Genomic DNA, 14,788 nt, shown 5'->3' with positions numbered 1-14,788 from the left:
CTCAAACAAACACCCTTCACTGCTGCCAATCTTGGCATAGGTGAAGGGTGTTTCTCACTTTAAAGGTGCTTATTTACTTAATCGTTTAAGAATCCGGATGCCATTTACGCCTAGGTCAAACACACCGAAGCAGTATTTTAAAGATTAAAGGGCTAACTCTCAAGAGTGATGTATAATTATGGAATTAGAATTATTAAGGGGGATGAGTTCATTATGGAGCCTCATGCACTGGCCTTCTCGTCAGAATCGATTAGATTAACCTATCTGATCGACTTTGGATTAATGTTCATCATAGCGATTACGCTGTGGCTTAGAAGTATCAAGCAGGCACAACCTGAACAGTTCTTATTCCTGAAAATAGTTGGCTATCTCTTTTTGTCCGTATTCACTTTTCATATACAGTCGTTACCACTGCCACTGCCACTGGGATTTATCGTCGCCTATCTTTTAATGAGTAAAGCGGTAACAAACCGTTCTATCAAGCAGAAAGCTGTTCTTCTGGGCGGTGCTTTGTTCCTGTTCAACTTACTGCCGTTAACCCAGCAGATTGATCAATTATTATATCCTCGTGATCAAATGTCTTCCTACCTCCACAAGCAGCTCGAACCTAGCAATACGGGGTTTAGCATGACTATTCTGGATAGTCATAATCAGATAAGAGATTCTCTATCGGAAAAGGATGCCGATGCCGTTAAGCTCTATGCGGCATTAGTTGAATCCAAGCGCATTGCTGCTGTTCCGTCAACATGGCAGCCAGCGGTCTCAATCGAACTGAGACAGGAACATGAGCAGGAGCGTTTTCGTGAGCTGCAATTTATATGGGATGAACAGGGCAGGTATCTGACTCTCTTTAATGGTGAGACCACTTACAGCTTCGAAAGCAGCGAAGCATTTAGGGCTATTTTCAAGCAAAAGATAAAGCCTTATTTATCTGCTGAACTTTAGGGAACCTTTTCCAACCTGATTCGTCTACTTTGTGAGGTGAACGACTTGCAGTTTGATTATTTGAAGCATGTGACAGACGGATTGGACCGACACGCTGTGCTGGATGAGCTCATGCAGGCGTATGGCAAAGACGTTTGGAATTTCGCCTTCTTCTTAACGCATCGAAGAGAGCTGGCTGATGACATTACCCAAGATGTGTTCGTAAAGGTATTCGAGCATCTCTATCAATTCCGCGGGCAATCTTCGGTCAAAACTTGGCTGCTGGCCATTACTCGCAACACGGCGCGCGACGTGCTGCGATCAGCCTGGATTCGCCGAGTTACGCTGTTTGGGGCAGCTCGTGAGCATACCCAAGCATACCCGTCGGCGGAACGAGAGACCTTTGATAAGCTGATGACCGAGGAGGTATGGGCGGTCGTGTTAAAGCTGCCCACCAAGCTGCGTGAGGTGCTGCTCTTGAATAGCCATTATGGCCTCTCGATGAAAGAAATGGCGGATATGCTTCAAGTTTCTGGCGGTACAGTGAGGTCCAGGCTTCACCGTGCTAGAGCTGCGGTCAATCGCAAATTAACAGAGGAATCGTTAATGACCGGGGAGGAAAAATGGACATGAAGGAACCGGTGAAGGATTGGGAGCGTCAGCTTGCCAGCAGACCTCCGATGAAGAATGGGTTCACCTCAGACCTAGAACGTAGAGTGAGGGAGCGTATTCGAATGAAATCAACACAGCGCAAATCGCCTTTTCGCGCAGTCGCCGCGATCATGAGCGTCGTAATATTGCTTGGCTGCGGATGGTGGTTCCGCGGGGATTTGAAGAATTTGCTTGGGCAGGACCAGCCTTATGAAGCTATTGGTGCATTGAGTAACGATACGTTAGGAGATAAGGAAGTTAGCTTGAAGGTTCAAATTCTCCAATATGGAAATTTCGATCGAATCAAGAAGCCTTTTATTATTCGTCATCCTTCTGTGAGTATAGATACTTTAAACATAACAATGAATGAAAAACAAACTCCCGAAGAGTTTGAGAAATGGATGGATAAAAACCAGCCAGATGTAATGATGCTGCCCATGAATCTGTTTGTTAAATTGTCCGCAGAAGGTAAATTAAAGGCACTCGACACATTAATCGCCAAAGAAAAATTCGATTTGGATGCCATCCATAAGCCGGTTGTTGATGCGCTCCGTTTAGCAGGAGGTGGAGAATTATATGGATTAACAACAGAGTTTGATTCAAGTGTGTTGTTTATTAACAAGGATCTCTTTGAAGCTAACCACATACCAGTTCCCGAGGATGGGACTTCCCTGGATGAAATTCTGAAGATAGCTGCACGTTTTCAAGGTACAGGTACGGTGGGATTAACAAGCTATGAGCGCAGTAATAAATCTTTATTGGCAAGTTTAATTGGGGAATCTTCTGGGCTGCAGGCGATTTCGCAAATCGATGGCAAGTGGAAAGCGACATTGCAAACGAAGGGCTGGGAGAAGATTTGGTCCCAAATTGCGGAAGGCTATAAAGAAGGATGGATTAATAATTCACCACCTCTGGATTTTTCGGGTAAAAAGGTTATCTATGCCAATGAAATGTTCAAAACGGATCTATTTGCTTCTGGAAAAGCTGCAATGATGTTACCCGGGAGTTTTGGGACTAGTTATTATGCAAGCATGGCGGAATATGAGAAAAGTACAAAAAAAGCAATCAATTGGTCAACGGTAGCTTATCGTATTGATTCTTCCGCCACTAATGGCAGTAAATACCTTAACATTCCATTTGTTTATGCGATTAATGCCCGAACAACTAATCCAGATGCGGCATGGGAATTTTTACGTTTTACAGTCGGACCGCAGGTAGCCGAACGGGACGATAGCGCCGAGAATTTTAGTGCAAAACAGATTTTATCTCGCCCATCTGCGATGAAGTCGGTTCCTGAACCCAAATGGCGGGCGTTTTATAAGATGGAGATCGATCCACAACAAGCACTGACGGATATGAATAGGCAATCGGATTCCGCTTATGCGAATGCTTATCAGCAATTTAATGAAATAGCTGGTGAACAGATGAAGGCGGTCATTGCTGAGAAAGCAACGGTTGAACAGGCATTGAAGGAAGCACAGATACAGGTAGACACCCTTCTTCAGAATACCAACAGTAAAGGAGGGGATAAGCAATGAGACGCCATTGGCTGCACATAATCTCCATAACTCTGGTGGTCTCTATTCTGTCTCTTATGACCATAGGGTGCTCTTCAGAAACACCCGTTCAGGGTATGAAGGGTACTTTGAAGATAGCGGTTAGAGATAAGGGGACTTATGAGTATTTGTATCAAGATTACATTGACGCGGCATATCCGGATCTGAAAGTAGAGCTGGTGGAGATGGAAACTGATCAGTATCATAATACAACCATCGAGGAGTTTAAGAAGAAATTAGAGCGGGAAAAGCCAGACTTGATCTTATGTGATATATGGCGTTTCAATACTCTGGTAAACGAAGACGTGTTCATGGATATCGCGGATAAAATGTATCAGAGCGGCATGAAGGAGGATGACTTTTATCCTGGTATGATCGATTGGCTAAAGCAAGATGGCGGAGGCAAGCTGTATGCGCTTGCTCAGAATTTCCAAAGCGCGTTTCTCTATTATAATGAGGATCTGTTTAAAAAAGCAGGCGTAGAATTTCCTCAAGATGGCATGACGCTTGAGGAGGTATACAAACTGGCAAGTCGGTTTAAATCAGGTGGCAGCAGTAAGGATAGAATCGTTGGCTTCCATCAATCATTCTCTAACCTACCTTATAACGTTTTGGAAGATTTCCAGAGAAGCGAAGGCATTCGAATGGTTGACCTTAGATCTGGTAAAGTTTCAATTGATACCCCTTCATGGCATCATATTGTAGAGAGCGTAGTGAATTTGTATCAATTCGGGACGTTATCACTCAAAGAAATAAAGCCCAAAGTGATAAATGGGGTTCAAACCTATGATCAAGAAGCTAGTGAGCAAGCAGACCTGTTTGGACAAGGGAAAGCAGCAATGACGATTAGTTATTACAATGAACACAATAATTATAAGTTTAAGTGGGGAGCGGTACTTCCGCCAGTAAGTTCTACACAACGGAATAGAAGCGCTAATATTTATGTATTTGATGTTATGGCCATTCGCTCGGGTTCGACGAATTCAGAGATGGCATGGAAAATAATCGAATTGATGACAAGTGATCATATAGCCAAGGTCTCTTCCAAATTAGGTACAGTGTCTGGATTTTCTAGCAAAAAATCTTATCTTAACTATTCGCAAAATCAACTTGTTAACAAAGTTTTCGACCTGCTTCCGATTCATACGCCCTACTTCTCTAATGATAAGTATGATGAAACCATTTTTTATAAGTCGTTTCAAGATATAATTAATAGTGAAGTAGCTGCCGCTGTGAAAGGCGAGAAGTCTGTCGATCAAATTATAGCTGCGATCCAAAAGGAAGGACAAGCTTTACTGGATGCAGCGAAGATTAAGAAGTAAGAGCAAATCCAACTACATTCCATACAGTAAGCTGGGGCAGGTAAAGGTTGTCAAGCAGAATCCACAGTGTTGAATGAGCGTTAGTGAAGAGCCATCCTTTATCAGTATTTACTGTTGGAGGGTGGCTCTTATTTGTTGTTCAATCAGATCTCTTACATATATAAAATATACTTATTTCATAAATAGGGAACTTTTCCCACATTATTTCGTCTACTTTATGAGGTGAACGACTTTCAGTTTGACTTCATAGATCTAATTAATGGCTTGAATGTCATGGTTCTGCTTGAAAGACTTCCAATGGAAGAATGGGTTCACCTCATATATAAAGAGTAAAGTGAAGGAGTGTATTTGAATGAAATCAAACGATCACCGATCACCTTTTCGCACAGTCGCCGCGATTATGAGCGTCATTATCTTGCTTGGATGCGGCTGGTGGTTCCGCGGGGATTTGAAGGACATGCTTGGTCCTAAGATTGACTCTAGTATTCCAGCTGCGTTAAGGGATGATCCGCTTGCGGATAAAGAGGTAACACTTAAGATTCATCAGTTTCCGCAAACGGGTTCATTTGAATATACGATCAGGAAACCATTCATCATTAGGCATCCTTCTGTACGAATTACGATGACAAATGCGCCCAATGATAGCAACACAGATGCTTCGAAATTTATCTCTTGGATGGAACAAGAGAAGCCAGATTTGCTTCAATTGCCTATGAATTTATATGTCCAACTGGCTGCGGAGGGGAAACTGAAATCAATAGATTCATTTATTAAATCCAGTAAGTTCGATATCGATAGCTTATATGCTCCACTTGTACAGCTGCTTCGCAAGGCGGGGGGCGGGGAGTTATATGGCCTTTCTTCTGATTTCACATCGACGGCACTCTTCATCAATGAAGATTTATTTGCCAAATATGGTGTGCCTCTTCCGAAGGGGAATATTACAATGGACGAGGTGTTGGTTGCTGCAGCTCGGTTCCAAGGAACTGGCGTGTCAGGACTCGATTCCTATTATAGTAGGAATCCCTACAGAATTGTCAATTTTATCGGTCAATCGATGGGGCTGCAGTCGATAAGCGACAGTGGCGGCACTATGCATGCAACTGTTGAATCAGGGGCATGGAAGGAGGTTTGGCAAAAAGTTGCTGGAGGGTACAAAGAAGGGTGGCTCGCTAAACCTAAGCCAATCGTATATAGCAAGGGTGGCAGCACTATGAAGGATATTTATAAACAAGATCTTTTCGCTCAAGGGAAAATAGCGATGAAGATTGATGATAGCTACTATTACAGGATGATGAATAGCTACGAGTCTGAGGCTGGAATGAAGTTGAGTTGGTCAACGCTGCCGCTTCATATGGATTTGTCAGCTACAAACCAAACGCAATATTTGAATACCGGAACGGTATACGCCATTAATACGGATACAGTGAACAGTGAAGCAGCTTGGGAGCTGCTGCGCTTCATTACAGGCGGTGAACTAGTTAAGAGCTCACAGTTGAGTATGTCGATTAATCCACTAAGTTCACGTGAAACAGATATGAAATCTCAACCTTCTAATCAGTGGAAAGCCTTCTACCAGACCAATGTAGATCCAGACCAAGTTTTTGCGGAAATCAATCTCTATCAGAAAAACCCCTCAAATAGTGAGGTTAATAGTCAGCTCGAGCAGCTTGGCAGCGGAATTATGCAGTCGGTTATGGATGGGAAAATTACCGTAGATGCAGCAGTTCATCAGCTTCAGGAGAAGCTTGAACAGGTTCTTCTAATGGTTGCAAAGCAAGGTGGTACTAAATGATGAAACGACGTAATCATTCTCAATATCGCTTCCTTGCAATAGGAGTGGTGGTTGTTATGGCGCTGTTCAGCGTATTGTTGTCAGGCTGCATGTCGAATTCCGGAAACAGCTCGAAGACAGAGAAAAGTATGAAGATCGCTATCGGTAACAAAGGCTCGTACCCCTATTATTACGGTGATTATATTGAAGCCGCATTTCCTGATTTGAAGGTTGAACTCATTGAGCTGGACCCAGACTTTCATCATCCACTAACGGATGAGCAATATGTACAAAAGATTAAAGAGGAAAATCCAGATCTCCTCTTGATCTGGGAGGGAAGTAGATACAAGAAATTAGCCAATGAGGGACTGCTTGAAGAGCTCACTCCGCGAATGATTGATAGTGGAATGAAAGAGGATCAGTTTTATCCAGGTATGTTGGAACTTGCTAGGCAAAACGACAATGGAAAGCTCTATGGACTGCTGCCTTCTTTCCAAAGTTCAGTTTTATATTACAACATAGATATTTTTGATAAATATAAGGTCGAGCAGCCGCATGACGGAATGACGATGATTGATGTGATGGAGCTTGCAGGCAAGCTTGCTCAAGCTGGGAGCAATAAGGATGGTGTGGTTGGTTATCATCAGCCTTTCAGCAGCATGCCCTATAACCTAATCGATAGAATCAATTATTCCGAAGGTATCCGGTCATATAACTTTACAACTGGAAAGGTAACGGTCGATACCCCAGCATGGAAGCGGGCATTAAGTACGGTCGTTAATTTGTATAAGAACGGTACATTTCTAATGCAGGATGTTAAAGGCGACGTGAAAGACGGTACAACTTATTATGGCCAAGAGGAAATAAGTGAGGCGGAATTGTTTCAAAAGGGCAAAGCAGCTATGAAGATCTCGAGCTACAACGGGATAAAGAATATGAAGTTCAAAGTTGGAATGGTCACACCTCCAGTAAGCTCCCTGGATAATACACGTTCATTTAATATTGATGTTAATAACTATATGGCAATCAGAGAAGGAGCCGCAAATGGGGACACGGCATGGGAGCTCATACGTTTTATGAACGGTGATTACATGGCAAAGGTTCGTTCAGGTCTGGAGGATTACGATTTTGCAAGTAATAAATCCTATTTGACCTATAACCATGATCCGCTGGTTAGGAAGCTGTACGAGCTGCTGCCGCTCTGGACACCGGGGGTTTCGTTCGCTGGCTATGACTCCAAGTTCTTCACGTTATTCCAGGATCTCGTCAATCAAGAAGTTACTGCCGCTGTGAAAGGCGAGAAGTCCGTCGATCAAATCATAGCTGCGATTCAGAAGGAAGGACAAGCTTTGCTGGATGCAGCGAAGATTAAGAAGTAAGAAGCGATAGAGTAACGATTTGTCTAGAATTTCACTACTAATCGTGCAGATTTTAAGGGCAGCCTTTGATAGAGGCTGTCCTGTTTTCTTTGGATATACTTGTATTTTTTCGTTGTACATTTGAATAGAGCTTGTTGGACAAAACTGTAGGATTGTATACAAATAAATTCAACTTTCTCATGAGTAAGAAGCATGGTAACTTGGACATGGTGATAGTAGAAAAAGTTTTTTAATCCAGTACGAATTTCTATTTCGTCATTGAAAATACTTCGCGATACCTCCTGAATACTTCCTCAAGCATGGTGGAACTTTCTGAAAGAATTCACCAGAATGATTGATTTAAACAGAAATGATGACCTAAAAAATCTAAATAGGATTGACTATGACAAATGGAGATAGAATTCCAGCTTGCAGATGCGCATACAAAGATAGGAATTGCCATCCTCCATCAGTACCGGGTCGCTCCAACCTGTTCTAAACTGAAGTCGTACCAAGTTATGGAGCTGCATGAAAGCGGCATCGTAGTGGGACGGTTCACCGAACAAAAAAGAAACCGTTTCCGGTTAGGCGAAAACCCAAGCGGTCAGCAAATAGTATATAATGTCAGCAAAGATGAACAAGGAGTGTAGTTAAATGTTAAGAAGAGATGTTTTTTTAGGCATTGACGGTGGTGGAACTCATTCGACCGCCATCGCTGTCGATCTTGAGGGAAACGTCTTAGCAAAGGTGATTGGTGAATCGATTAATTATTATTCTTTGGGGATGAAACGAGCACGCCATCATCTCATACAAATCATGGATCAGATATTAGAAAAAGTAAAAATCGAATCTTTTGAAAGCGTATACATCGGAAATTCAGCCCTGAGTCAGGAAGCGACGGCAGCCATGATCGATGAGTTTACCAGCGGCATCATCAAGAGTGGAAGCGTTTATATGCACAGTGATTCGTATATCGCATTAATAGCTATGACGATCGGTAAACCAGGAATTTTGATCATAAGCGGAACCGGATCGATGGGGATAGCTAAGGGATTGACCGATGAACTCCTGAATATCGGGGGTTGGGGTTATTTGCTTGGGGATTATGGGAGTGCGTATCATATAGCTCTTCAGGGGATTCAAGCAGCGGTGGCAGCCGAGGAAGGAATGTCGAAAGCGACGATGTTGAAGGAAGCGTTGAAACGATATTTTGCCGCCTTAGATATGAGGGATCTCATCGATAAATTTTATAATCCTCCTTTAGATAGGCACATTATTGCCGGCTTTGCCTCCGAAGTTGCGAAATGCGCCGAACAAAGTGATGAGGTTGCTCTGAAGCTAGTCAAGCAGGCGGCGCACGATCTTGCCAACCATGCGCTGGAGCTAGAGAAACGGTTGAACATTCAGGGTGTGCCCATCGGTGCGAGCGGGAGTGTGTTCACAAAAAACAACTATATTTTCGATGAATTCAAAGGGTTGCTCGAACAAAATTGTCCATTCTCGGCAGTGAGGTTAATCGATTTCCCTCCGGAATTTGGCGCAATCTTCGCCTGCTTTCACGAAAATAAGATTCTACTCGAGCCATCCATTCAACAGCGCATGAAATTAACCTATGAATTACTGAAGGAGGAGTAGAGTGAACGCGGGATCGCAGTATATTAACGGCGTATTGGAGCTTGTCGAAGTGTTGAAAACAAAGGAACGGGAACATTTGAGTCAAGCCGCATATCTTATTGCAGATGCGATTGGGGCAGGTCAAACTTTGCATGCGTTCGGAACTGGGCATTCTCATATGCTCGCGGAAGAGCTATTTTATCGGGCAGGCGGCTTAGCGTGCGTAAATCCGATATTGGAAGAAGGATTGATGCTGCACCGAAATGCGGTACAAAGCACGGATCTGGAGCGGCTGGAAGGGTTAGCTGCCGTGCTCTTAAAGCAGCAATCTGCTCAGGCGGGCGACGTAATCATCATCGCATCTAATTCCGGCAGAAATGCTGTGAATATTGAGATGGCTCTGGAAGCGAAGGCGAGGGGTTTAAAGGTCATCGCCATTACGAGCCTAAATCATGCGGAGGCATCTTCGTCAAGACACAGCAGTAGAAAGCGGCTGCATGAAGTAAGCGATGTCGTCATCGATAATCACGGGTGTATCGGCGATGCGTCGGTCGACATCCCGGGTTTGGCTATAAGAGTATCTCCAACCTCTACGGTGTCAGGGGCGTTGATTATAAACGCGATCGTGGCGGAAGTCGTTGAGCTTTTAGTGCAGCGGGGGGTCACGCCGGATTTGTTCGCCAGCAGCAATATGGATTCGGGAGATGAGCATAATCGTCGTCTCATTGAAAAATATAAAGGAGTTGTTCGGAGCTTATGACATTTCATTCCATATCTTCGCAAGGTGAGAACAGCTCGGTTATTCGGAGCTGGTGTGAAAGCAACGGGTATTCCTATCTAGGCGAGAAAGGAGGTGAATTACAAATTGCAGCCTCTCAATCAACGGAAGCCAGATTTACATATATAAAGGAAATATGTTCGATTTCCGATGAGATTTATGAGCTGGCGATAGAAGGTGAGCCGCCTCATTGCGAGGTGAAAATCACTTATTCAGGAGAACGGGGCTTAAGATACGCATTGAATGCAATTGGACAACTGAAGAAGCGGGGGGAATGGCGGGAAGGTGTGAAATACGATTACCCGTTGTTTTCGATCAGAGGCATCATCGAAGGATTTTATGGGCAGCCCTGGAATCAGGAGCAGCGCCTGAATATGCTTCGTTTCATTGCTTCGAACAATATGAATACATACATATACGGCCCAAAGGATGACGTTTATCATCGCGAGCGGTGGCAGGAGCTTTACGATGAGGAATCGTACTCCAGACTAAGCGAAGTGTTTTCCGAAGCTACCGCGCTTGGGCTCGACTTTTATTATAGTATTGCTCCGGGGCTGTCCATGCGGTATTCAAGCGAAGAACAATTTGAGGCGCTCATTCGTAAAGTAGGTCAAATCTATGAACTTGGTGTTAAACACTTCTGTTTGCTGTTGGATGACATACCGGGAGAGCTTCAGCATCAAGAGGATATTCGGATTTATAGAGATCTTAGTGAAGCACACATTCAGCTAGTCAATCGATTCTATACGGAGATCATGAAGTGGGATGCGGGAATTCGTCTTATAGTATGCCCTACGCAATATTGTGGAATAGGCAATGAGCGTTATATTTCGAAGCTGGGGAGCAGCATACATCCGAGTATTGATCTATTTTGGACGGGACGCAACATTTGCTCACAAGAGATTACTTTGAGCGAAGCTTCCGTGTTTACGCAACATACGCATCGGAAACCGCTCTATTGGGACAATTACCCGGTAAACGATGTGGAAATGACAGACGAGATGCATATCGGCCCATACCGGCTAAGGGATCGTCATTTGTATCGATTTTCTCGAGGCATTATAGCTAACGGGATGGAGTATGCCGAAAGCTCTAAAATTGCCTATGCTACGATCGCATCTTACTTATGGAACCCTGAGCAATACGATCCGGAAGTGAGTTGGCGCGAAGCGCTCGAAGAGGTGGTCGGCCGTTCGGATTTCGAGCACATGCTCCAATTTGCCGATAATGTACGATATTCCTGTTTGTATCCTACAGATTCACCGATGCTTGCCGCTGAATTGACTCGATTTAACTTTGCTTACTTTTACGGGGACCGGAAACAAGGCATTGATGAATTGGAGCAATTCGTAACGAAGATGAGCAATTCCGCAGCAGCGCTGTTATCGAATAGTATGGAAAATCGGGAATTGCAGAAGGAACTGCAGCGCTGGGTTCTTAAATTTTCCGTTGGATGCGCGTTGCTGCAGGACTGCATGGACTACATTCGAAGTCAGGACGCAGACGATCTTTTGCGAGTTCACAGCAATTACGATCTGTATCGTAGTGATGTAACGTATGTTTTTGCCGATGTACTCGTTTCTTTTTTAAATAAAGTACTCGAACAACATTTTACTATTAAATAACAAATTGAAGGGAACGATTATCAAATGAAAAAAGTGATCATTGGACTCACTATTATGACTTCAATTGCAGCACTTACTGGGTGCTCCGGAACATCGAAATCGGATACAACAACGGGAGTGCAGACCGGCGACAATGAAAAGTTTACAATCCGTCTGGCAGACGGTTCTCCAGGCGATGAAGTTCTTAAAGTATGGAACCAAGTGAAGGACATGTATGAAAAGCAGCATCCGAACGTCACCGTAGAATTTGTTCTTCAGGATCCTCAGTTATATCAAACGATGGGGCTACCTAGCCTGCTGAATGGTGAAAATGCGCCGGATATTTATTTTGAATGGGCCGGCGACCGACTCAAGACGAGAGTTAACGATGGATTTGCGGCAGATTTAACGAGTGCACTGGAGCAGGATGGTCTAAAAGGGAAGTTTGCAGAGGGCAATTTCGTTGGCATGGTTTACGACGGGAAGAAATATATGATTCCGACGGACAGCCAAGTCACGAACGTCATTTGGTACAACAAAAAAATCTTTAGCGAAGTGGGCATACAGCAGCCTCCTGCAACGTGGGACGAGTTTATGGCGGATTGCGCGAAAATCAAAGCGGCCAAATACATTCCGATTACGACGGGCAACAAGGACTTGTGGACGGCCGGCAACTGGAACGCCCATTTGATCTCCAGAGTTGTCGGGGAACAAGCGTATGCCGATGCGATGCAAATGAAAGTGCCGTTCAATACGCCTGAATTTGCTAAAGCAATGAGCTACATGAAACAAATCTGGGATAACCAATACATTAATGAAAGCGTCAATGGCATTAACGACGACGAAGGCGCGGCATTGTTCTTTAACGGCAAAGCTGCCATGTATCCTTCAGGCGGATGGTTTATTTCCGGAGCTAAGGATCATGCGCCCGATATGGACTACGATTACTTCAATATGCCGAATATGCCTGAAGGCAAAGGCGATCAAGGAAGCGTAATCGGCGTTCTGGAGGGCTATGTCGTCAACAAGAATTCCAAGCATATTCAAGCCGCTGTTGATTATTTGAAGCTGCTCGAATCACCTGAGGTTGTCTCCCTGCTGAGTAAGGCCGGTTCCTCGATGATTGCGCCAGGAGCAGAGCCTGAAACGAATCCGGTTAGTTTGAAGCTGAAGAGTATGATGGAGAGTACAAAGACAGTGGTTTCTCCTCCAGATACTGGATATAACTTAGAGGTCGCAGATGCGCTTAATTCAGCTACAGCCGAAGTCCTTGGCGGAGTGAGCACACCAGAAAAAGCACTGGAAAAATTGGATACAAAAATTGCTCCGCTGAAAAAATAATGTTTGCTCCTATAAGCAGGCGACTATTATTAAGCCGCCTGCTTATTCAGTTGTTAACTCAGGAGGTCAGAAAGTCATGAAGAAATTTCGCATTTCGCCTTATTTATTCACAGCACCGGCAGTACTCTTATTTTCTTTCACCATCCTCCTTCCCATTGTGATGACGTTCATCTTCAGTTTTTACGATTGGAACGGTTTCGGAGCCATGAAATTCAATGGTATTGAAAATTATATTCGGGCTTTTCACGATCATATTTACCTTGTGTCTTATTGGCATATCTTCATCTATATCTTTCTGACTATCTTTCTTGAAGTATTTGCCGGACTCTTGCTTGCAGGGCTTATTACTGTGAATTTACGGGGTACGGGCCTGTTCCGAGTCGCTTTCTTTACTCCGGTTATGCTGCCAATGCTGGTTACCTCTTTCATGTGGAGGTTTGTATACAATTCGGATTTCGGTTTATTGAACGCCATCATGAAATTTGTAGGTCTGGAAAGCTGGACAAGAGTATGGTTAGGCAATCCCCATACTGCGTTATATGCGCTCTCTATCGTTTCCGGATGGTCCTATGCCGGATTTTATATGACGATCTTCTATGCAGGCATTCAACGTATTGGGAAAGATATTTATGAATCGGCCTATCTGGATGGGGCGACGGAGAAAGATATTTTCTTCAAAATCAAAATTCCGATGATTAAAAATTTGGTGGAAGTCGCACTTACCTTATGCATACTCGGTGGTTTCCAAGGGTTTGACCTGTTCTATGTCATGACGAATGGCGGTCCGTATAACGCGACGGAAATTGTAACGACGTATTTGGTTAAGGTCGTGTTTACGAATGGCAGCATTGGCTATGGTTCTGCACTGGCTGTTATCATGACGCTGGTTGTCGTTGGGATCGGTTTACTATTGAACATGTTAAAGCGTAAAGATGACACGCTGGAATATTAGTTGCAGTCGATGGAATGAAAGAGGTGCCCAACATGGAAATTTCTAGTTCAAACGCCGTGCGCAAAAGCGGTGGCAATGTGGTCTATCAGATGACTTTTTATGTATGCATGAGCGTGTTCTCGCTTTTATATTTTTATCCAATGATCTGGATGCTGTTTTCTTCCTTCCGCGAAAATAATGAAATTTTCAATAAGCCATTCTCGCTGCCGAACAAAATTAATTTACACAACTGGGTAGAAGCTTGGAAAATCGGCGGCATGAACACCTATGTGATCAACAGCATCATCGTAACTTCGGCAACGGTCGTGTGTATCTTACTGTTTTCAAGCTTAGCTTCGTTTGCTTTTAGCAAGTTGAACTTTAAGGGGAGCAAGCTTCTGCTGTTGATGTTCGTGTTCGGTTTGTTCATGCCCATGCAGTCGTTTTTCATTGCCCAAAACTATATTTTTGATCATTTGCATATTAAAAATACGTATTGGGCCCTTATTTTACCTTATATCGGGATGGGGCTTCCGCTGGCGATATTTTTGCTTAAAGCGTATCTCGATTCACTCCCTAAAGAAATGATGGAAGCGGCGAGGATCGACGGCTGCAGTGATATGCGATTATTTGCAAGTGTCCTTTTACCGTTGCTCATTCCAAGCTTAGCGACCGTTGCAATTTTCTCTTCGCTGAATTCCTGGAACGAGCTGCTGCTAGCATTGCTCTATGTTCAAAGCGACAGTCTAAAGACGATTCCCGTAGGCTTGCTCGCATTTTCAAGCAAGCATTTGACGAATTATAAATTGTTGTTTTCAGCACTTACTATAATTACCATTCCGATGATCATGATTTATGTGTTTTTTCACAAACATATCGTAAGCGGATTGACGGAAGGATCCTTGAAGTAATCTATTGATTTGAATCTATCGGTT

The 14,788-nt window shown here is 43.7% G+C and carries 13 protein-coding genes; all 13 read left to right on the top strand.

Annotated elements, in window-relative coordinates; all coding sequences use genetic code 11:
- Nucleotides 1-213: 213 nt before the first annotated feature.
- On the top strand, nucleotides 214-945 hold the full coding sequence (locus EKN16_RS16185) for a hypothetical protein (protein ID WP_125659208.1): 732 nt from the start codon (nucleotides 214-216) through the stop codon (nucleotides 943-945).
- A gap of 45 nt (nucleotides 946-990) precedes the next feature.
- The gene (locus EKN16_RS16180; RefSeq protein ID WP_125659205.1) at nucleotides 991-1,557 is read left to right on the top strand and encodes an RNA polymerase sigma factor; all 567 of its coding nucleotides are present in this window, start codon (nucleotides 991-993) and stop codon (nucleotides 1,555-1,557) included.
- On the top strand, nucleotides 1,554-3,113 hold the full coding sequence (locus EKN16_RS16175; RefSeq protein WP_164522817.1) for an ABC transporter substrate-binding protein: 1,560 nt from the start codon (nucleotides 1,554-1,556) through the stop codon (nucleotides 3,111-3,113). The genes EKN16_RS16180 and EKN16_RS16175 overlap by 4 nt, the downstream gene beginning before the upstream one ends.
- Nucleotides 3,110-4,453: an ABC transporter substrate-binding protein gene (locus EKN16_RS16170; RefSeq protein WP_125659199.1), complete on the top strand. Its 1,344-nt coding sequence runs from the start codon at nucleotides 3,110-3,112 to the stop codon at nucleotides 4,451-4,453. The genes EKN16_RS16175 and EKN16_RS16170 overlap by 4 nt, the downstream gene beginning before the upstream one ends.
- 352 nt (nucleotides 4,454-4,805) lie before the next feature.
- Entirely contained in the window at nucleotides 4,806-6,248 is a 1,443-nt protein-coding gene (locus EKN16_RS16165) for an ABC transporter substrate-binding protein (RefSeq protein ID WP_125659196.1), read from the top strand.
- Nucleotides 6,245-7,606, top strand: a complete 1,362-nt coding sequence (locus EKN16_RS16160) for an ABC transporter substrate-binding protein (protein ID WP_125659193.1) — start codon at nucleotides 6,245-6,247, stop codon at nucleotides 7,604-7,606. Before EKN16_RS16165 ends, EKN16_RS16160 begins: the two co-directional genes overlap by 4 nt.
- Before the next feature lie 389 nt (nucleotides 7,607-7,995).
- On the top strand, nucleotides 7,996-8,235 hold the full coding sequence (locus EKN16_RS16155) for a hypothetical protein (RefSeq protein WP_125659190.1): 240 nt from the start codon (nucleotides 7,996-7,998) through the stop codon (nucleotides 8,233-8,235).
- A 4-nt stretch (nucleotides 8,236-8,239) separates the two neighbouring features.
- A complete protein-coding gene (locus EKN16_RS16150; RefSeq protein ID WP_125659187.1) occupies nucleotides 8,240-9,220 on the top strand; it encodes a BadF/BadG/BcrA/BcrD ATPase family protein in 981 nt (326 codons plus the stop codon).
- A gap of 1 nt (nucleotide 9,221) precedes the next feature.
- On the top strand, nucleotides 9,222-9,959 hold the full coding sequence (locus EKN16_RS16145) for an SIS domain-containing protein (protein WP_125659184.1): 738 nt from the start codon (nucleotides 9,222-9,224) through the stop codon (nucleotides 9,957-9,959).
- Entirely contained in the window at nucleotides 9,956-11,602 is a 1,647-nt protein-coding gene (locus EKN16_RS16140; protein ID WP_125659181.1) for a protein O-GlcNAcase, read from the top strand. Before EKN16_RS16145 ends, EKN16_RS16140 begins: the two co-directional genes overlap by 4 nt.
- A gap of 24 nt (nucleotides 11,603-11,626) precedes the next feature.
- Entirely contained in the window at nucleotides 11,627-12,922 is a 1,296-nt protein-coding gene (locus tag EKN16_RS16135) for an ABC transporter substrate-binding protein (RefSeq protein ID WP_125659178.1), read from the top strand.
- Between the two features lie 76 nt (nucleotides 12,923-12,998).
- The gene (locus EKN16_RS16130; RefSeq protein ID WP_125659176.1) at nucleotides 12,999-13,874 is read left to right on the top strand and encodes a carbohydrate ABC transporter permease; all 876 of its coding nucleotides are present in this window, start codon (nucleotides 12,999-13,001) and stop codon (nucleotides 13,872-13,874) included.
- A gap of 32 nt (nucleotides 13,875-13,906) precedes the next feature.
- Complete coding sequence (locus tag EKN16_RS16125; RefSeq protein ID WP_197719134.1) at nucleotides 13,907-14,764, top strand: carbohydrate ABC transporter permease; 858 nt, start codon at nucleotides 13,907-13,909, stop codon at nucleotides 14,762-14,764.
- The last annotated feature ends 24 nt before the right edge of the window (nucleotides 14,765-14,788 follow it).

Origin of the sequence: Paenibacillus baekrokdamisoli (assembly GCF_003945345.1) — a bacterium.
In the GTDB taxonomy this organism is placed as follows: Bacteria; Bacillota; Bacilli; order Paenibacillales; family Paenibacillaceae; genus Paenibacillus_Z; species Paenibacillus_Z baekrokdamisoli.
The sequence above is the reverse complement of the archived record's forward strand: the minus strand, read 5'-3'. Positions and strand labels throughout refer to the sequence as shown.